The sequence below is a fragment of the Glaciihabitans arcticus genome, from assembly GCF_004310685.1.
In the GTDB taxonomy this organism is placed as follows: Bacteria; Actinomycetota; Actinomycetes; order Actinomycetales; family Microbacteriaceae; genus Conyzicola; species Conyzicola arctica.
Genome location: NZ_SISG01000001.1, coordinates 2,594,538 through 2,611,544 on the forward strand (window position 1 = coordinate 2,594,538; position 17,007 = coordinate 2,611,544).

A 17,007-nucleotide genomic window follows, 5' to 3' on the forward strand; every position below is an offset into this window, starting at 1 on the left:
AGAAAGCTTCGCCGTGGCATCCCCATCAACAATCATTGTGATTCCGACCTACAACGAGATCGACAGTCTCGGCCCCGTCGTCGCCGCTGTTCGCGCTGCCGTGTCCGACGCGCACGTGCTCGTCGTCGACGACAACAGTCCCGACGGAACCGGTGCGCTCGCCGATCGCCTCGCCGCGGGCGACGAGCAGGTGCACGTGCTGCACCGCCTCGCCAAGGACGGCCTGGGCCGCGCCTACGTCGCCGGGTTCACCTGGGCGCTCGAGCGCGACTTCGGGCGCATCGTCGAGATGGACGCCGACGGCTCCCACCAGGCCAGCGAGCTGCCGCTTCTGCTCGCCGCCCTCGACGCCGGCGCGGACGCCGCGATCGGCACACGCTGGATGCCCGGCGGCAGCGTGCACGACTGGCCCCTGCACCGACGACTCATCTCGCGAGCCGGCACGGGATACGCCCGGCTGATGCTGCGCTCGAGACTGCGCGACCTGACCTCCGGCTACCGGGCCTTCACCCGCCGCGCGCTCGAATCGATCGACCTCGACCGGGTGCAGGGTGCCGGTTACGTCTTCCAGATCGAGATGGCGGCCAGGCTCAGCAAGCGCGGGATGCGCGTCACCGAAGTGCCGATCACCTTCGTCGAGCGGCGTGCCGGCGCTTCCAAGATGTCTACCGCGATCGTGCTGGAAGCGATGACCTGGGTAACGAAGGCCGGTTTCTCGCCCCGGAAGCTGAGCTGAGCCCCGACTAGACCGTACGCGCGAACGGGTCGAAATCGACCGGCATCGAGCCGATCTCACCGACCGTGCTCTCCACGTTCACAAACGCACCGGTTGCGGCCGAGTGCTGCGCCGAGACCATGGTGTCGAGCACGTGGTAGCCGAGTTCGCCGGTGGCGAGGTGCGGGCGTCCGGTGCGGATCGCACGGGCCAGGTCGAGGGCGCCGAGGCCACGTCCGACGACGATGCCCTCCTCGGGGATCTCCTCCCAGACCGGCTCATCGCCGTGCGCAGTCAACGCACGCACAACGGCGATGCGACCGCTGAACATGTTGGGATCCGGCAGCACGATGGTGCCCTCGGTGCCCGAGATCTCTACAACGCCGGTGCGGTACAGCGGCGAGTCGAAGCTCAGCATCGACTGCGCCTGGGCGCCCTTCTCGAACTGCGCGAGCACGGTGATCGTGGACGGCACCTCGACCGGGAACGATGCGCCGGCATTGTCACCGACGAGGATCGTGCGCTCCTCGGTGGCCTTCATCCCGAGCGCGGCGACCGTCGCGACCGGACCGAGCAGCTGCACGAGCGAGGTGAAGTAGTACGGCCCCATGTCGAAGAGCGGGCCGGCTCCGTGCGCGAACAGGAACGCCGGGTTCGGGTGGAACAGCTCCGGCCCCTGCCACTGCATCTGCGTCTGCGCGAACAGCGGGCGCCCGATGAGGCCCGCCTCGATCGCGCGCTTCGCCGTCTGGATGCCCGGGCCGAGCACGGTGTCGGGAGCGACGCCGACACGCAGGCCCGCTGCATCCGCCGCATCGAGCAGGGCGCGCGCACTGGCGAGATCCGTTCCGATCGGCTTCTCGCTCCAGACGTGCTTGCCTGCCGCGATGATTCGGGATGACACCTCCGCGTGTACGGCGGGGATGGTCAGGTTGACCACGATCTCAACGCCGGCGTGCGCAAGCACATCGTCGGCCGAACCGGACAGCGCGATGCCGTGCTTCGCGGCCTGCGAGGCAGCGCGGTCGAGGTCGAGGTCGCCGACGATGAGCACCTCGAGGTCGGGAAAGCTCGCCAGGTTCTCGAGGTAGGTGTCGGAGATGTTGCCGACGCCGATGACGCCGATGCCGACCGTGCCGGAACCCTGGGGGGTGAACTGTGCCATTAGGAGAGTCCCCTTTCGCTGAGGAATGCGTAGCTGGTGGCGACGCCCTCGAAGATGTCTCCCGAGTAGGCGTCGAACTCGACGATGGCGAGCTCGAGGTGCTGCGCCGCGTCGAGCGAGGCGGCGAGCGGAACAACGCCGGTGCCAGCCGGGACCTGGTCGGTCGGTTTGGTCTCGAGGCCGGGCGCCGGGTCGAGCGTGCCGTCCTTTACATGAACCGCGACGAGGCGCTCACCGAGTGCGGCGACGAGAGCCGGGACATCCGCCCCGCCCGCAGCGGCCCAGTACAGGTCGAGTTCGATGACGACGGCGGGGTCGAGCAGTTCGACGAACACCTCGAAGGCGAATCGGCCGTCGATCGTGTTCTGGAACTCCTGGTTGTGGTTGTGGTACCCGACGGTGATGCCGTGAGCGGCAGCGGCGACGGCCGCCTCGTTGAGGCGATTCGCCGTGTCGGTGATCGCCTCGACGGTGGTCCAGCGGTCGGGCGCCACGAAGGGGTCGATGACAGTGGTCATGCCGAGCTTCGCGGCGGCAGCGAACACGGCGTCGAGGTCGGGCGGCGCGGGAGCCGTTGGGTCGAACGGGTTGAGCGCGTCGGAGGCGAGCGAGGTGTGGCCGCTGCGCGCGCTCAGGCCGTGGCGCGCGAAGGCGGCGGCGAACTCGTCGGCGCGGGCCACGAAGTCGAATGCCTCGACGGTCGTGAAGCCGAGCTCGGCGATGCGGGCGAGGGTGCCGTCGAGGTCTTCGGCGAGCTTGTCCTTCACCGTCCACAACTGCACGGAAATGGTGGGTGTCGTCATGGGATCTTCCTTCATCATCGGCGGACGACAAATAAAATACCAGAAATACCTCCACGTGGAGGTTTATTTTTCGAGCGGGCGCGAGACGGCTAGCATTGCGGCATGACAGCGGCCCCCGTTCAGCCCGGCGACGCCGCCGCGGCCCGCGCCGGCAGCTACCCGAAGGGCGTCGCCCGGCGCCAGGAGATCCTCACCCGCGCGATCGAGGTCTTCGCCGCCAAGGGCCTCGAGGGAACCTCGCTGCGAGCCATCGCCGAGGCGATCGGCGTCTCGCACGCAGCCCTGCTGCACTACTTCCCCTCCCGCGAGGAGCTGCTCATCGAGGTGCTCAAGGCGAACGAGACCCGGTTCAACGCCACTGACGCCGAGCGTGACCCGACAGAGATCGTCGGCATCATGACGAATGCCGCGCACCGCAACGTGGGCATCCCCGGCATGGTGTCGCTCTACTCGAGCATGCTCGCCGGCTCGATCGAAGAGGGCAAGGAGTACTCGCGCGAGTACTTCTCCGGGCGCTTCGAGCGATTGCGCGCCAAGCTCGTGAGCCGCATCCAGATCGGACAGGCTGCGGGAACCGTGCGCACCGACCTCGATCCGGAGGCTCTCGCCGCCCTCGTGATCGCCGCCTCCGACGGCTTGCAGGTGCAGTGGCTGCTCGATCCGAAAGTCGACATCGCCGGCAGTCTCGAGCTGCTCGACGTCATCCTCGCCCCCGCCCAGGAGAAGAAGTGACCGGATTCAACGACCGCATTATCGAAGAGTTCCGCGCCAATGACGGTGTAGTGACTACTGCCGGTTTCGGCGACAGCCTCGTGCTCGTGCACTCGGTCGGCGCGGTCAGCGGTGAGCCGCGCATCAATCCGCTGATGGCGATCGAGCAGGGCGGCGGCTGGTTGATCGCGGCGTCGGCTGCGGGTGCGCTGCGGCATCCCGCCTGGTATTTCAACCTTCTGAAGACTCCGGATGTCTCGATCGAGACCGGTACCGCAACGCGCGAGGTGCACGCCACCGACCTCGTCGGGGCCGATCGCGATGCGGCCTGGCGGCTCTTCACCGACCGATCGCCAGGATTCCGCGAGTACGAGGTGCGCGCGGGGGACCGGGTGATCCCGGTGGTCCGGCTCGACCCCCGGTAGGCCGACTCTTCGACAGGCTCAGGGACCGTCGAGACGGAAAAACTAGGCTGGCAGCATGCGACTGATTCTTGTGCGGCACGGCCAGACCACGTCCAATGTGGCGGGAGCGCTCGACACTGCGACGCCCGGCGCTGAACTGACCGAGCTCGGGCGGGAGCAGGCTGCGGCGCTCCCCGCGGTACTCGCGCGCGAGAGGCTCGACGCGATCGTGGTCTCGACCCTCGTGCGCACGCAGCAGACCGCCGCACCGCTCGCGGCCGCGACCGGAATCGAGCCGATCGTGCGGGCCGGGATCCGCGAGGTCGAGGCCGGCACGCTTGAGATGAAGAGCGACCGGAAGTCGGTGATGGCGTACCTGACCGCGTTCGCCAGCTGGGCGACCGGCGACCTCGAGGCACGGATGCCCGGTGCCGAGAACGGCCACGAGGCCTTCGACCGCTTCGACGCCGTCGTCGCCGAGTTCGCCCACCACCAGACCCTGCTGATCGTGAGCCATGGCGCGATGATCCGCTACTGGGCAGCCCGCGCGGCAAGCAACATCGATGGTCCGTTCGTGCGCGACCACATCCTCAGCAACACCGGCGTTGTGGTGCTGAACGGGTCACCCACCGAGGGCTGGATCGTGGAGAGCTGGCTCGGCCTCCCGGTGGGAGGCCCGGCCGTCACCGATCTTGCTGCAGACGGGCCGACGGACTAGCGGCTCCCGGCCGGGATTAGTGTGATCAGATGCGAATCCTGGCCACGGTCCTGGCGGCAACGCTCGCCCTGGCGGGCTGTGCATCCGTCGTCGAGCAGGATCCACCGATGCAACCGGCCAGCTCGGCGGCCGACGTGGACCTGAGCGACCCCGCAAAGAAGGACATCGCGATGCAGCTCGTGTCCAGTGCCGAGAACTCGTCGCTCGACTGGAAGGCGCAGTACTCCTACATCGAGGACATCGGCGACGGCCGCGGCTACACCGCCGGCATCATCGGCTTCTGCTCGGGCACGGGCGACATGCTCGAACTCGTGCGGGCCTACACCGATGAGGTGCCCGGCAACCCGCTCGCCACCTTCCTGCCCGCGCTCGAAGCGGTGAACGGAACGGACTCGCACGAGGGTCTCGACGGGTTCCCCGAGGCGTGGGAGGCTGCGGCTTCTGACGAAGCGTTCCAGGCGGCGCAGAACGCCGAGCGCGATCGGGTCTACTTCGACCCCTCGGTCGCCCTCGCCAAGCAGGACGGCCTCGGAATCCTCGGCCAGTTCGCCTACTACGACGCCGCGGTCATGCACGGCTTCGAAGGCATGGAGTCGATTCGGGACGTCGCTCTCGGCGACGCCGAAACCTCGGATGAAGTGACCTACCTGAATGCCTTCCTCGATGCTCGCGAAGAGGAGATGCGCAAGGAGGAGGCGCACGAGGACACCACACGGGTCTCGACCGCGCAGCGCGTGTTCCTCGACGACGGCAACCTCGACCTGCACCTTCCGCTCGCCTGGCACGTGTACGGCGACGCGTTCCTGATCCCGGCCGAGTAGCGCCAACCTGTACGTCTCATGAGCGACCCGGGGCGCGGTGATAGGTTCAGCCAATGAGCAGGATCGTCGCCGTCGCCCCGGAGTTGCCGGCGTACTCGTACCCCCAGCACGAGATCACCGCGGAGCTCGTGCCGCTGCTCACCAACGGCACCTCGCACCGCGCCGTGATGGAGCGCACGCACGCGAACTCCGGCATTGGAACCCGGCACACCGCCCTTCCGCTCGAGCGTTACCGCGACCTGGGCACCTTCCGGCAGACCAACGACATCTTCATCGAGGTGGCGACCGATCTCTGCTCGCGCGCGCTGACGAGAGGGCTCGCTGATGCGGGGCTCGTGGCATCCGATGTCGACTTCGTCATCTTCACGTCGGTGACCGGTCTCTCCGCGCCGAGCATCGACGCGCTCCTGGTGCAGCGCCTCGGCCTGCGGTCGGACGTCAAGCGCCTGCCCTCGTACGGCCTCGGCTGCATGGCGGGGGCCGCGGGCATCTCCCGCCTGCATGACTACCTGCTCGGCCACCCGACCGGTGTGGCCGTGCTGCTGAGCGTCGAACTCTGCTCGCTCACCCTGCAGCGTGGGGACGAGTCGATGGCAAACTTCGTGGCGACCGGCCTGTTCGGAGACGGCGCCGCGGCCGTGATCATGGTCGGCGAAGATCACCCCAAGGCTGCCGGCCCGCGCGTCGTCGACACCCGCAGCGCGACCTACCCCGATTCAACCGACGTCATCGGCTTCCTGGTCGGCGAGACCGGGTTCGAGATCGTGCTCTCGCCGGGCGTGGCCGATGTGATCGAGAAGCATTTTCCCGAGGATGTCGCAGCCTTCCTCTCAGCGAACGCACTCACCATCGACGCCGTCGACACCTGGGTCGCCCACCCAGGTGGTCCCAAGGTGCTCGAAGCATTCGCGTCGTCGCTCGGCCTGCCGCCCGGGGAACTCGCCCTCAGCTGGGCCTCGCTCGAGCGGGTCGGCAACCTGTCGTCCGCCGCAGTGCTGCACGTGCTCGCCGACACGATCGCTGCGGGCAACGCGGGGCCGACCGGACTGCTGTTCGCCCTCGGCCCGGGTGTCTCGGCCGAGTTCGTGCTGCTGGAGTGGCCGACATGATCTGGTTCCTCCTGCTGATCCTCGCCACCGGCGCCGAGCGACTCTACGAGCTGGTGATCTCAAAGCGCAACGCGGCGCTCGCCTTCTCCCGCGGCGGGATCGAGTACGGGCAGGGACACTTCCCGTGGATGGTCGCACTGCACACCGGCTTTCTCGTGGCCTGCCTCGCCGAGGTGTTCCTGCTCGATCGCCCGTTCATCACCGGCCTCGGCTGGACCATGCTCGTTATCGCGCTGCTCTGCCAGGCCGGGCGCTACTGGGTGATCCGGGCGCTCGGCGAGCAGTGGAACACCCGCGTCATCATCGTTCCTGGCGCCGGTCGGGTCGAGCGTCGCGGTCCCTACCGCTTCACCTGGCTGCCCCACCCTAACTACCTGATCGTGGTCATCGAGGGGATCGCCCTCCCACTCGTGCACTCGGCCTGGATCACGGCTCTCGCCTTCACGATTCTCAACGCCGTGCTGCTGCTCGGCTTCCGCATCCCCACCGAGGATCGAGCACTGAAGCAGTTGACGCCATGAGCGTTCTCGTCATCGGGGGTGGACCCATCGGGCTCGCGGCGGCGATTGAGGCGCGTCTCGCCGGCTTCTCGGTCACGGTCGTCGAGCCGCGCTACCTGGAGCCGGGTGGCATCGACAAGGCCTGCGGCGAGGGGCTGATGCCCGGCGCCCTTCCCCTGCTCGAGCGCCTCGGCGTGCACCCGGAGGGCATGCCGCTGCGGGGAGTCAGCTATCGCAGCGCGAGTCGTCACGTCGACCACCTGTTCGAGAACGGCGACGGCCTCGGCGTTCGTCGGACGACGCTGCAGACCGCCCTCGCGGAGCGCGCCGCCGAACTCGGAGTGGTCACCATGCCCGGGCGAGCACACCGGATCGAGCAGGATGACTCGGGGGTCAGTGTGACGCTCGCCGCGCCATCCGGAATCACGCCCGATGTGCTGCGCGCCGACTGGGTTCTCGGCTGCGACGGCCTGCACTCGGTGGTCCGTCGGGAGATCGGGCTCAACACGGCCATCAACCGCACCTCGAGAGCACGGCGTCGATTCGGATTCCGGCAGCACTTCGCGGTGGCGCCGTGGAGCGAGCTCATTGAGGTTCACTGGACGCCGAGCGTCGAGGCGTACGTCACGCCGGTGTCGCCGACCGTGACCGGCATCGCGCTGCTCGGTCCTCCCGGCACCGATTTCCTCGCGGAGATCGCCAAGGTGCCCGAGCTCGCAATCCGCCTGCTCGGCGCGGCCCCGGCCAGCGCGTTGCGCGGGGCAGGCCCGTTCCACACTCGCGCGCGCAAGCCGAGCGAGGGACGCGTGCTGCTCGTGGGTGATGCTTCGGGTTACGTGGACGCGATCACGGGAGAAGGCCTTCGACTCGGATTCGAGCAGGCTCGCGTCGCCGTCGCGAACGTGACCGCGGGCACGCCGCGCGGCTACGACTCGGACTGGCGCCGGGTGACGCGCGACTTCCGTGCCCTTACCAACGGCCTCGTGTCGGTCGCCAACGGGCCGCTGCGCTCGGCGATCGTGCCGCTCGCCCAGCGCCTGCCGCGCGTGTACGGCTCCGTGGTGGAGCGCCTCGCCCGCTGACCAACCCTCGAAAAGTGCTCCAACCGCCCGGTTATGGGGCACTTTCTGCAGTTTGGCGACGACCGATCCGCGAGATCACGAACCCGAACGCGCCCGCGATGAAGAACATCAGTACGCCGTAGACGGCCGCGGGCAGCGACATCTCGACACTGCCGATCACCGTCTGCGCGATGACGATCGCGAGCGTCGCATTGTGGATGCCGATCTCGAACGAGCTCGCGATGGCCTGTGCTCTCTCGATCCGCAGGAGCCGCGGCACCACATAGCCGATCGTCAGGCTGATCGCGCAGAACAGCACGGTGATCAGGGCGAGCTGGGCGAAGTTGGCGAGCAGCACATCCCGATTCGACACGACCGCGCCCACGATGACCACCGCAAGGATCACGATCGACGTGATGCGCACGGGCTTGTCCATTCGCGCGGCGAAGGCCGGTTTCCACCAACGCACGAGCATGCCGAGCGCGACCGGCAGCAGCACGATCGCAAACACCTCGACGGCCTTTGAGAACTGGATGCCCAGGCTCCTGTCCTCCGCCTGGAACACGGCGAAGGCGAGATTGGTGAGAAGCGGCAGGGTGACGACGGCAATGATCGAGTTGATCGCGGTGAGGCTGATGTTGAGGGCGATGTCGCCGCCGAACAGGTGGCTGTAGAGGTTCGCGGTGGTGCCGCCGGGCGAGGCGGCGAGCAGGATCATGCCGACCGCGAGCAGCGGCGGAAGCTGGAACGCCACGACGAGCGCGAAGCAGATCGCCGGCAGGAGCAGCAGCTGAACGACCAGGGCGATGACCACCGCCCGCGGATGCCGGCCGACGCGCGCGAAGTCGCTGAGGGTGAGGCTCAGGCCGAGCCCCAGCATGATGATGCCGAGGGCGACGGGCAGAACGATGGTGGTCAACACTGATCCCATGCCCACAGTGTGGCCGAGTGTGGCGTTCTTGGCTAGCGGGTGGCCGCCTGGATGAGTCGGGTGAGGGAGTCGCGCACCGACTCGAGTTCGGCGACGTCCACACCCAGGCGCGACACGATCTGGCCGGGAACGAGTTCGGCCTTCGTGCGCAGGGCGCGACCGGCCGCGGTGAGCGTCACGGCGAGGGCGCGTTCGTCGGCGGAGCTGCGGTCGCGCGTGATGAGCCCGGCACTCTCGAGCCGCTTGAGAAGCGGGGTCAGCGTCGCGGGTTCGAGCAGCAGGGCGTCGGCGATATCGCGGCCCGTGCGCGGGCTGCGCTCCCAGAGCGCGAGCATCACGAGGTATTGCGGGTGGGTCAGCCCGAGCGGTTCGAGCACTGGCCGGTACACGGCGATGACCGACCGGGATGCCGCGGCGAGGGCGAAGCAGACCTGGCGGTCGAGGGCGAGGGGGTCGACGTCCGTCATGCCCTGAGTATACTAATGCTTAGTACACTAACGAAAGCGAAGACAGTGGCAGCCAAGGCACCGTGGTGGGATCGACTGAACGGCGCCCTGCGTCCGTACATCGGGCCGCCGCCACTCGGACCGTACAACGAAGACCCGCTTCCGCCCACCCAGGCCAAGGCCTGCCCGCTCTGCGGCAAGCCGATGTCGGAGCACGAGTTCACCCGCAGCACCGATCACACGGCCACGCGGATGTATTGCCCCTGAGTCAGGCCAGTGGACGCTGGTCGGGATCGCCCGCCGTGTCGCCCCGGGAGTGCAGCCGCTGCGTGCTCGAGCCGAAGGGCAGCGCGACCGGCTTGCGGCGGAGCCCGCGCAGGTACGCGACGAACCCCTGCCGCACTTCCTTCTCGTTCGGCACGAGGCCAGCGGTGTGCAGGTCGTCGATCAGCGGCATCGTGAGGTCCACGGTCGTCGCGTCGCCGGTCGCCCGGGCCAGGTAGTCGTCGATCTCCGCGAGGAAGGCCGCGTCGTCCGGCAGCGTCAGGTCGAGGCTGATGTCCGCGGCCGTCTCGTAGTTGTTGAGCAGGCCACCCGACGTGAGATTGCTCGAGCCGATGATCACGTTGGCCCGGTCGGAACCCCGGAACAGGTAGACCTTGGGGTGGTAGATGCCACCGGTGGGGGAGTGGATGACGCGTGCCGTCATCCCGAGTTCGAGGATCGCCCGCAGTCCCTCGGTCGATGCGCCACGCGCGTCGATCCCGACCAACACGTCGAGTCGCGCGCGAGCGGTGAAGGCGCGCACCTCGTGCTCGATGAGCCGCAGCCCGCTGCGCTTGACCCACGCGACGCTGAAGACGGCCGCGCTGAAGGTCTCGTCGGAGAGGTGGCGCTGCAGCCGTGACCGCACGGAGGTGCCCTCGTGAAAGGGGCCGGACAGGAACTCGGAGCGCATGACTGAACGATAGGCGCTCAGCCCAGCAGAAGACCCTGAAGTTCGGCGGCCGTCTTCACCGAGGCCACGGTGCCCGCCTGCTCGGCCGGGGACCCGTAGCCCCACTCCACGAAGATGGTCGGGATGCCGTTGGCCGCCGCTCCGTGCACGTCATGCGAGCGGTCGCCCACCATGACGGGGTTCGACGTGTCTGCGCCTGTGGCCTTCAAGCGCACGATCGCCTCGGCGACGACGTCGGCCTTTGCGCTGCGCACCTCGTCGGCGGACGCGCCCGTGATCACGTCGAAGCAGCTCGCGATGGAGAAGTGCTCGAGGATCAACGTGGCCGGCAGCTCGGGCTTCGACGTCGCGAGCGAGAGCGGGACGGGCGACGCGTGGATCGCGCGAAGCAGGTCGGGCAGCCCGGTGTATATGGTGGCGTCGTGCACGCCGGCCTCAAGGTACTGCGGGCGGTAGATGGCGAGCGCCTCCTGCGACTGCTCGGGGGTGAAGCCCGCGAGATCGCGGAAGGAGTCGAGGATGGGCGGGCCCACGTAGGCGAGCAGCTCGGACGGGGTCGGGATCGGCAGACCCAGCTGCTCGAACGTGTAGGCGAGGGTCGCGGTGATCCCGGGCGCCGAGTCCACGATGGTGCCGTCGAGGTCGAACAGGATGCAGCTGTATGGGGTGCTCATAGGCGGCCCAGTTTACGGGCGCGACGTGTCAGGCACGTGCCTCGTCGTACCGGTCGCGACTCGCGGCGAACTCGTCCTTGTATTGGTAGGCCCACCGGGCGAGCGCACCGATCGGCTCTTTCAGAGTCTCGCCGAGCGAGGACAGCGCGTACTCGACCCGCGGCGGGATCTCGGGGAAGCTGGTGCGCGTGACCAGCCCGTCGCGTTCGAGTCGCTGCAGAGTGACCGTGAGCATGCGCTGCGATATACCCGGGATGTCGCTCGCCAGGCTCCCGTACCGCCGCGGCCCGTGCTCGAGCAGGCTGATCACGAGCATGCTCCACTTGTCGCCGACGCGATCGAGGATGTCGCGCACATGACCGGCGGTCTCGGAGTCGCGACGGCAGAGCTGCTCGATGTCCGGTTCGATCATTTCTTACTCCCGTGTGCGTGACCGGCATGGAAGTGCGTGAGCGGTCTCGACTATAAATACTTCTCGTGCGTTACGCACGCAAAGTAACTGTAACGGAGTCATCATGGAAATCGCCCTCTGGATCGTCGCATCGATCGTCGCCGCCTTCTACCTGATGGCGGGCGGGATGAAGACCTTCAAGACCGTGGACTTCGTCGAGAAGGCACCATGGGCGAAGCGCATGGGTGTCCCGCTCGTTCGCGTCGTCGGAATCCTCGAACTGCTCGGCGCTGTCGGCATTGTGCTGCCCCAGCTCACAGGTATCGGCGCTCCGGCCCTCACAATCATCGCGGCCGGCTGCCTCGCCCTTGTGCAGATCGTGGCGATCGGCATTCACATCGCCGAGAAGTCCCTCGGCAGCCTGCCCATCAATGTCGCGATGGTCATCCTGCCACTGTTCGTGATGATCGGGCGGCTCTTCTGGGTCTAGTCAGAAGAGGCGCGAGTGCGGGTCATCCAGACCGCGCAGTTCGTCATAGTCGAGGATGACGCAGCGGATACCCCGGTCCTGCGCGAGAGTGCGGGCTTGCGGTTTGATCTCCTGCGCGGCGAAGACTCCGGCGACCGGCGCGAGCAGCGGGTCGCGGTTCATCAGCTCGAGGTAGCGGGTGAGCTGCTCGACGCCGTCGATGTCGCCACGGCGCTTAATCTCGATCGCAACCGACTTGCCCGCCTCATCGGTGGCGAGAATGTCGACCGGCCCGATCGCCGTCATGTACTCGCGACGCACGAGTCGATAGCCGTCGCCGAGCACCTGGATCTGGTCGGCGAGGAGCTTCTGCAGGTGGGCTTCGACGCCGTCCTTCTGCAGGCCGGGATCGACGCCGAGGTTGTGCGAGCTGTCGTGCAGGATCTCGTGGATGGACACGACCAGCAGGTCGGCGGTCTTGGCCGCAGACACCTTCCACAACTCGATCACGCCGAGGGCGGCCTGCTCGGGCTCGGGCTCCAGCACCGTGAGGGTGCAGGGCGGGCTCATCCAGTTGAGCGGCTTGTAGCTCAGCGAGTCGGAGTGCACGAGCACACTTCCGTCGGCCTTGACGAGCAGCAGGCGGGTGGCGAGCGGCAGGTGCGCGCTGAGACGCCCGGCGTAGTCGACGGAGCAGAGGGCTATAACTAAACGCACCCGTCGAGACTACTGGCGCCCGGCGGCCTTCGCGGGCTCGCGAGCCGCACCCGACGCGAAGCCGGCGACGATGACCAGCACGAGCACGACCAGCAGGGCCATGAGGATTCCGACGTGCTCGCCGAGGATCCCGATCACAGGCGGGCCGACGAGGAACGCGCAGTAGCCGATAGTCGCGACGGCGCTCACCCGGGCCGCGGCTGTCTTCGGGTCGTCGGCCGCGGCGGACATGCCCACCGGGAACCCGAGGGCGGAGCCGAGGCCCCAGGCGATGATGCCGATGATCGCGATCGTGGCGTCGGGCACGAAGATGACCGTGCTGAGGCCGAGGATGGCGAGAAGTGCGGACGCGCGCAGCACCGGCACGCGGCCGAACTTGTCGAGCAGCAGCACGCCGCACAGGCGACCGACGGTCATGGCCGTGACGAAGATGCCGAACATAAGCGCACCCGTCTCGTTGGCGACGTGGTGACCGTCGACCATGGCCAGGGCGAGCCAGTCGTTGGCCGATCCTTCGGCGAACGCCATACCCAGCACGATGAGACCGATGAGGATGGTGCGGGGGTCGCGCCAGATGCTGAGGCGTCCGCGCCAGCTCTTGGAGTGATCGTCATCCGCAACCACTTCGGCGTCGTCTTCGACGATGTGCTCCGACTGCAGGTAGCGCAGCGAGATCTGGGCGAGCACGAACATGCCGATGGAGATGACGAGGATGTGCAGCCAGATCGGCACCCCGAGGAGTTCCGCAACGGCACCCAGACCGGCACCGATCATCGTGCCGAAGCTGAAGAAGGCGTGGTAGATCGGCATGATCGAACGGCGGAGCGCGCGCTCGTTGGCCGCGCCCGAGACATTCATGGAGACATCGCAGACGCTGAGCCCCGCGCCGAAGATGGCGAGTCCGACGAAGACGATGACCGAGGATGGGACGACCGTCACCCCGAGTGCCGCGATGACGAATCCGGCCGGGCCGATCGTGAAGCACAGCGCCATCGTGCTGCGTGCTCCGAAGCGGGCGATGAGGTGGCTCGAAGCGAGCAGCCCGATGATCGAGCCGAGGGCGATGCCGAAGATGAGGATGCCCATCTCGAACGTGCTCGCGCCGAGTGCGTCACGGACGGCGGGAACGCGGGCGACCCAGCTGGCCATGCCGATTCCGCAGACGCCGAAGATCACGAACATGGCGTTGCGCCACGACACGACCTGGCTGCGCGTGAGGCCGCCGGGGTAGGTGGTTACGGGTGTCGTCATGGTGGGTGTCGCCTGTTCGAACGGTTCTCGAATCGATTCGATCGAATCGGTTCGACTAAGCTACCAAAATCATGGATGACACGGCAAGCGCGACCCCGCAGCGCCCCAACCTCGCGGCGGTGGCAGCGCTCGCCGGGGTCTCTGCGTCGACCGCATCCCTCGCCTTCAGCGGTGCCGGCCCCGTGTCGGCCGCCACCCGTGCCAAGGTCTTCGCGGCCGCCGAGCAGCTCGACTACGCCGGCCCCGACCCGCGCGCGCAGTCGCTGCGCCGCGGACGATCCGGCATCGTCGGTGTTGTTATGGAGGACCGTCTCGCAGACGCCTTCAGCGACCCGATGAACATCACCATGCTCGACGGCATCGCCGAGGAGCTCGGCCCGCACCACGCCGGACTCCTGCTGCTGACCGGCAGCGCGGAGGGACCGTCGAGCATCCACAACGCACCCGTCGACGCGGTCATCCTGATCGGCTGCAGCACGCGCCTGCTCGACGCGGTGAACGTCTTCCGCCAGCGTGGCGTGCCGATCGTGGCCGTCGAGGCGGAGCGTATGGACGGCGTACTCGCCATCGACCTCGACAATCGCGAGGGGTCCCACCTGCTCGCGCGCCACCTTGAGGAGCTCGGCCACACCGAGGTCGCCATCGTCGCGCTTCCGCTCGAGCCGACCCACGAGCGCGGCCCGCTGAGCGCCGAACGCGAGGCGCGCTCGGAGGGGTTCACGGCGTCGGAGCGGATCGCGGGAGTGCGCGAGGTGTATCCGGCGGCGACGGGAGCCGTTGCATCCGGAAGCACGATCGACGAAGGCTTCACGGCGGGACTCGCTTTGTTAAGGGGTGCCCCGGCTCGCCCCACCGCGATCATCGCGCAGAGCGACCTACTCGCTGTGGGCGTGATCCGTGCCGCGCTGAGTCTCGGCCTGCGCGTGCCGGAGGACCTGAGCGTAGTCGGCTTCGACGGCATCAGGCTCGACGGCATCGCACCACACGACCTCACCACCATGGTTCAGCCTTCCCTCGAGAAGGGGCGCGCGGCGGGTCGGGGCGTGCTCGCGCTGCTCGACGGGGACATGGTCGCGCCCGTGCAGTTCACGAGCGAGTTCCACCGCGGGGCGACGACCGGCCCCGTGCCGCGCTGATCAGCACGCGGCCGCCGCGCAGCCCAGCCGATTACGCTGGTGCCATGACCGCCGAAACCCCCCTCCCCTCCGGAATCGACCTCGCCGAACTCGACGAGAGCGTTCGCCCCCAGGACGATCTCTTCCGCCACGTCAACGGCAAGTGGATCAACCGCAGCGAGATCCCGAGCGACAAGGCGCGCTACGGGTCGTTCCACGTGCTGGCGGAAGAAGCCGAGAAGGCCGTGCGCGACATCATCGTCGAGGCGCAGGATGCCGAGCCCGGCACCGAAGAGCGCAAGCTCGGCGACGTCTATGCGAGCTTTATGGATGAGGCAGCCGTCGAGGCCCGCGGCGCCCAGCCGCTGACCCCGCTGTTCGAGCAGATCGGCCCGGTCGACTCGATCGAGGCGCTGCTGCCAGTCATCGGCGCGCTGGAGCGTGGTGGCACGAGCGGGTTCCTGCAGGCCTTCGTCGACAACGACCCGGGCAACCCCGAGCGCTACCTCGTCTTCCTCGAGCAGGGCGGCCTGGGCCTCCCCGATGAGTCGTACTACACCGACGAGAAGTTCGCCGACATCCGTACCGCCTACCTCGTGTTCCTCGAGAAGATGTTCGGCCTCGCCGGGCTGAGCGATCCAGCCGAGCGTGCGAAGCGTGTCTTCGATCTCGAGACCGAGATCGCCGACTTCCACTGGGACAACGTCGCCACCCGCGACAGCGAGGCGACCTATAACCTCGTCGACTGGTCAGACGTTGTGGCGAAGTCGCCGCTGCTCGAATCGTGGTTGACGGCGATGGATGTGCCGGCGAATTCCTTCGCGGAGGTCGTCGTTCGACAGCCCAGCTTCGTCGAGGGCCTGAGCACGCTGTTCAGCGCTGATCGCCTCGAAGCGTGGCGGGATTGGGCGCGCTGGCAGGTCATCCGCTCGAACGCTGCCTACCTCTCGAGTGACTTCGTGAACACCAACTTCGACTTCTACGGCAAAACCCTCACCGGAACGCCCGAACTGCGCGCCCGGTGGAAGCGTGGCGTGAGCCTCGTCGAGGGCTCGCTCGGCGAGGCGGTAGGCCGCACCTATGTCGCCCGTCACTTCCCCGAGGCCGCGAAGACAGCCATGGACGTGCTCGTCGCCAACCTCGTCGAGGCCTACCGCCAGAGCATCACGAACCTCGCCTGGATGGGCGAGGAGACCCGCGCCCGCGCGATCGACAAACTCGAGAAGTTCACCCCCAAGATCGGCTACCCGGTGAAGTGGCGCGACTACAGCTCGCTCGAGATCGATGCCGCCGACCTGCTCGGCAACGTGCGCGCCGTGAATGAGTTCGAGTTCCAGCGCGAGCTCGGCAAGATCGGCAAGCCGCTCGACCGCGACGAGTGGTTCATGACGCCGCAGACGATCAACGCGTACTACAACCCCGGCTTCAACGAGATCGTGTTCCCCGCCGCGATCCTGCAGTATCCCTTCTTCGATGAGACACGGGATGCCGCCGCCAACTACGGTGCCATCGGGGCGGTCATCGGCCACGAGATCGGCCACGGCTTCGACGACCAGGGCGCCAAGTACGACGGCGACGGCCGCCTCGTCGACTGGTGGACCGCAGACGACAAGGCGGCCTTCGAGAAGCTGACCGGATCGCTCATCGCGCAGTACAACGCCCTCGCCCCCGCGCAGGTGCCGGATCACTTCGTCAACGGTGCGCTCACGGTCGGCGAGAACATCGGCGACCTCGGTGGACTGGCCATTGCGTGGAAGGCATACCTCATCTCCCTCGACGGTGTGGAACCCCCCGTGGTCGACGGTCTCACCGGAGCCCAGCGGTTCTTCCTCTCCTGGGCCCAGGCCTGGCAGCAGAAGGGCAGGGACGAGGAGGTTATCCGTCTCATCTCTATCGATCCACATTCGCCGAATGAGTTCCGCTGCAACCAGATCGTGCGTAACATTGACGACTTCTACACCACGTTCGGAGTCACGGCCTCTGATGCCCTCTGGCTGGACCCGAGCGAGCGAGTCACCATCTGGTAACTCGTCGTCTGCACCACACCC

Annotated in this window: 21 protein-coding genes; 12 read left to right on the forward strand and 9 right to left on the reverse strand. The window is 67.6% G+C overall.

What is annotated here, in order from left to right; all coding sequences use genetic code 11:
- Positions 1-13: 13 nt before the first annotated feature.
- Complete coding sequence (locus EYE40_RS12635) at positions 14-736, forward strand: polyprenol monophosphomannose synthase (RefSeq protein ID WP_240034811.1); 723 nt, start codon at positions 14-16, stop codon at positions 734-736.
- Between the two features lie 7 nt (positions 737-743).
- Here the strand turns inward: EYE40_RS12635 and EYE40_RS12640 are convergent, their stop codons facing one another.
- Positions 744-1,880: a Gfo/Idh/MocA family protein gene (locus tag EYE40_RS12640; protein WP_130982273.1), complete on the reverse strand. Its 1,137-nt coding sequence runs from the start codon at positions 1,878-1,880 to the stop codon at positions 744-746.
- Positions 1,880-2,683 (reverse strand): sugar phosphate isomerase/epimerase family protein, encoded by an 804-nt coding sequence (locus tag EYE40_RS12645; protein WP_130982274.1) that lies wholly within the window; start codon positions 2,681-2,683, stop codon positions 1,880-1,882. The genes EYE40_RS12640 and EYE40_RS12645 overlap by 1 nt, the downstream gene beginning before the upstream one ends.
- A 102-nt stretch (positions 2,684-2,785) precedes the next feature.
- Between EYE40_RS12645 and EYE40_RS12650 the strand changes: the two genes are divergently transcribed.
- From EYE40_RS12650 to EYE40_RS12680, 7 genes are read left to right on the forward strand one after another with little or no spacing between them, the layout of a single operon-like run.
- Positions 2,786-3,415 (forward strand): TetR/AcrR family transcriptional regulator, encoded by a 630-nt coding sequence (locus tag EYE40_RS12650; RefSeq protein ID WP_130982275.1) that lies wholly within the window; start codon positions 2,786-2,788, stop codon positions 3,413-3,415.
- Positions 3,412-3,819 (forward strand): nitroreductase/quinone reductase family protein, encoded by a 408-nt coding sequence (locus tag EYE40_RS12655; protein WP_130982276.1) that lies wholly within the window; start codon positions 3,412-3,414, stop codon positions 3,817-3,819. Before EYE40_RS12650 ends, EYE40_RS12655 begins: the two co-directional genes overlap by 4 nt.
- Positions 3,820-3,874: 55 nt before the next feature.
- The gene (locus EYE40_RS12660) at positions 3,875-4,516 is read left to right on the forward strand and encodes a histidine phosphatase family protein (protein ID WP_130982277.1); all 642 of its coding nucleotides are present in this window, start codon (positions 3,875-3,877) and stop codon (positions 4,514-4,516) included.
- Positions 4,517-4,545: 29 nt separating this feature from the next.
- A complete protein-coding gene (locus EYE40_RS12665) occupies positions 4,546-5,337 on the forward strand; it encodes a chitosanase (RefSeq protein ID WP_130982278.1) in 792 nt (263 codons plus the stop codon).
- Positions 5,338-5,390: 53 nt separating this feature from the next.
- On the forward strand, positions 5,391-6,446 hold the full coding sequence (locus EYE40_RS12670) for a type III polyketide synthase (protein WP_130982279.1): 1,056 nt from the start codon (positions 5,391-5,393) through the stop codon (positions 6,444-6,446).
- Positions 6,443-6,967 (forward strand): isoprenylcysteine carboxyl methyltransferase family protein, encoded by a 525-nt coding sequence (locus EYE40_RS12675; protein ID WP_130982280.1) that lies wholly within the window; start codon positions 6,443-6,445, stop codon positions 6,965-6,967. Before EYE40_RS12670 ends, EYE40_RS12675 begins: the two co-directional genes overlap by 4 nt.
- Positions 6,964-8,028, forward strand: coding sequence for an NAD(P)/FAD-dependent oxidoreductase (locus EYE40_RS12680; RefSeq protein ID WP_130982281.1), 1,065 nt, complete (start codon positions 6,964-6,966; stop codon positions 8,026-8,028). Before EYE40_RS12675 ends, EYE40_RS12680 begins: the two co-directional genes overlap by 4 nt.
- A 31-nt stretch (positions 8,029-8,059) precedes the next feature.
- On the opposite strand, the gene EYE40_RS12685 is transcribed toward EYE40_RS12680, so the two are convergent.
- Positions 8,060-8,938 (reverse strand): bile acid:sodium symporter family protein, encoded by an 879-nt coding sequence (locus EYE40_RS12685; RefSeq protein ID WP_130982282.1) that lies wholly within the window; start codon positions 8,936-8,938, stop codon positions 8,060-8,062.
- A 32-nt stretch (positions 8,939-8,970) separates the two neighbouring features.
- Positions 8,971-9,405 (reverse strand): MarR family winged helix-turn-helix transcriptional regulator, encoded by a 435-nt coding sequence (locus tag EYE40_RS12690; protein WP_130982283.1) that lies wholly within the window; start codon positions 9,403-9,405, stop codon positions 8,971-8,973.
- 45 nt (positions 9,406-9,450) lie between these two features.
- Here EYE40_RS12690 and EYE40_RS12695 point away from each other — a divergent pair, with 45 nt between their 5' ends.
- Entirely contained in the window at positions 9,451-9,651 is a 201-nt protein-coding gene (locus EYE40_RS12695; RefSeq protein ID WP_130982284.1) for a hypothetical protein, read from the forward strand.
- Position 9,652: 1 nt separating this feature from the next.
- On the opposite strand, the gene EYE40_RS12700 is transcribed toward EYE40_RS12695, so the two are convergent.
- The 3 genes from EYE40_RS12700 to EYE40_RS12710 are packed head-to-tail and all read right to left on the reverse strand — an operon-like array spanning position 9,653 to position 11,428.
- Positions 9,653-10,342 (reverse strand): phospholipase D-like domain-containing protein, encoded by a 690-nt coding sequence (locus tag EYE40_RS12700; protein WP_130982285.1) that lies wholly within the window; start codon positions 10,340-10,342, stop codon positions 9,653-9,655.
- A gap of 17 nt (positions 10,343-10,359) precedes the next feature.
- A complete protein-coding gene (locus tag EYE40_RS12705; RefSeq protein WP_130982286.1) occupies positions 10,360-11,016 on the reverse strand; it encodes an HAD hydrolase-like protein in 657 nt (218 codons plus the stop codon).
- 28 nt (positions 11,017-11,044) lie between these two features.
- Entirely contained in the window at positions 11,045-11,428 is a 384-nt protein-coding gene (locus EYE40_RS12710) for a winged helix-turn-helix transcriptional regulator (RefSeq protein ID WP_130982287.1), read from the reverse strand.
- Between the two features lie 103 nt (positions 11,429-11,531).
- Between EYE40_RS12710 and EYE40_RS12715 the strand changes: the two genes are divergently transcribed.
- Positions 11,532-11,897: a DoxX family protein gene (locus EYE40_RS12715; RefSeq protein ID WP_130982288.1), complete on the forward strand. Its 366-nt coding sequence runs from the start codon at positions 11,532-11,534 to the stop codon at positions 11,895-11,897.
- Here EYE40_RS12715 and nucS read toward each other — a convergent pair whose 3' ends face one another.
- Positions 11,898-12,593 carry an endonuclease NucS gene (gene nucS / locus EYE40_RS12720; protein WP_130982289.1) on the reverse strand — a complete coding sequence of 232 codons (696 nt, stop codon included), beginning with the start codon at positions 12,591-12,593 and terminating at the stop codon, positions 11,898-11,900.
- A 9-nt stretch (positions 12,594-12,602) separates the two neighbouring features.
- Positions 12,603-13,844 carry an MFS transporter gene (locus EYE40_RS12725; protein ID WP_130982290.1) on the reverse strand — a complete coding sequence of 414 codons (1,242 nt, stop codon included), beginning with the start codon at positions 13,842-13,844 and terminating at the stop codon, positions 12,603-12,605.
- Between the two features lie 71 nt (positions 13,845-13,915).
- Here EYE40_RS12725 and EYE40_RS12730 point away from each other — a divergent pair, with 71 nt between their 5' ends.
- On the forward strand, positions 13,916-14,980 hold the full coding sequence (locus tag EYE40_RS12730) for a LacI family DNA-binding transcriptional regulator (RefSeq protein ID WP_130982291.1): 1,065 nt from the start codon (positions 13,916-13,918) through the stop codon (positions 14,978-14,980).
- Between the two features lie 44 nt (positions 14,981-15,024).
- The gene (locus EYE40_RS12735) at positions 15,025-16,986 is read left to right on the forward strand and encodes a M13 family metallopeptidase (protein ID WP_130982292.1); all 1,962 of its coding nucleotides are present in this window, start codon (positions 15,025-15,027) and stop codon (positions 16,984-16,986) included.
- The last annotated feature ends 21 nt before the right edge of the window (positions 16,987-17,007 follow it).

Coding starts and splice junctions, on each gene's coding strand:
- EYE40_RS12715 (WP_130982288.1), top strand. CDS start 11,532: ATGGAAATCGCCCTCTGGATCGTCGCATCGATCGTCGCCGCCTTCTAC.
- EYE40_RS12640 (WP_130982273.1), bottom strand. CDS start 1,880: ATGGCACAGTTCACCCCCCAGGGTTCCGGCACGGTCGGCATCGGCGTC.
- EYE40_RS12705 (WP_130982286.1), bottom strand. CDS start 11,016: ATGAGCACCCCATACAGCTGCATCCTGTTCGACCTCGACGGCACCATC.
- EYE40_RS12710 (WP_130982287.1), bottom strand. CDS start 11,428: ATGATCGAACCGGACATCGAGCAGCTCTGCCGTCGCGACTCCGAGACC.
- EYE40_RS12665 (WP_130982278.1), top strand. CDS start 4,546: ATGCGAATCCTGGCCACGGTCCTGGCGGCAACGCTCGCCCTGGCGGGC.
- EYE40_RS12735 (WP_130982292.1), top strand. CDS start 15,025: ATGACCGCCGAAACCCCCCTCCCCTCCGGAATCGACCTCGCCGAACTC.
- EYE40_RS12680 (WP_130982281.1), top strand. CDS start 6,964: ATGAGCGTTCTCGTCATCGGGGGTGGACCCATCGGGCTCGCGGCGGCG.
- EYE40_RS12675 (WP_130982280.1), top strand. CDS start 6,443: ATGATCTGGTTCCTCCTGCTGATCCTCGCCACCGGCGCCGAGCGACTC.
- EYE40_RS12670 (WP_130982279.1), top strand. CDS start 5,391: ATGAGCAGGATCGTCGCCGTCGCCCCGGAGTTGCCGGCGTACTCGTAC.
- EYE40_RS12645 (WP_130982274.1), bottom strand. CDS start 2,683: ATGACGACACCCACCATTTCCGTGCAGTTGTGGACGGTGAAGGACAAG.
- EYE40_RS12660 (WP_130982277.1), top strand. CDS start 3,875: ATGCGACTGATTCTTGTGCGGCACGGCCAGACCACGTCCAATGTGGCG.
- EYE40_RS12730 (WP_130982291.1), top strand. CDS start 13,916: ATGGATGACACGGCAAGCGCGACCCCGCAGCGCCCCAACCTCGCGGCG.
- EYE40_RS12685 (WP_130982282.1), bottom strand. CDS start 8,938: ATGGGATCAGTGTTGACCACCATCGTTCTGCCCGTCGCCCTCGGCATC.
- EYE40_RS12650 (WP_130982275.1), top strand. CDS start 2,786: ATGACAGCGGCCCCCGTTCAGCCCGGCGACGCCGCCGCGGCCCGCGCC.
- EYE40_RS12690 (WP_130982283.1), bottom strand. CDS start 9,405: ATGACGGACGTCGACCCCCTCGCCCTCGACCGCCAGGTCTGCTTCGCC.
- EYE40_RS12700 (WP_130982285.1), bottom strand. CDS start 10,342: ATGCGCTCCGAGTTCCTGTCCGGCCCCTTTCACGAGGGCACCTCCGTG.
- EYE40_RS12725 (WP_130982290.1), bottom strand. CDS start 13,844: ATGACGACACCCGTAACCACCTACCCCGGCGGCCTCACGCGCAGCCAG.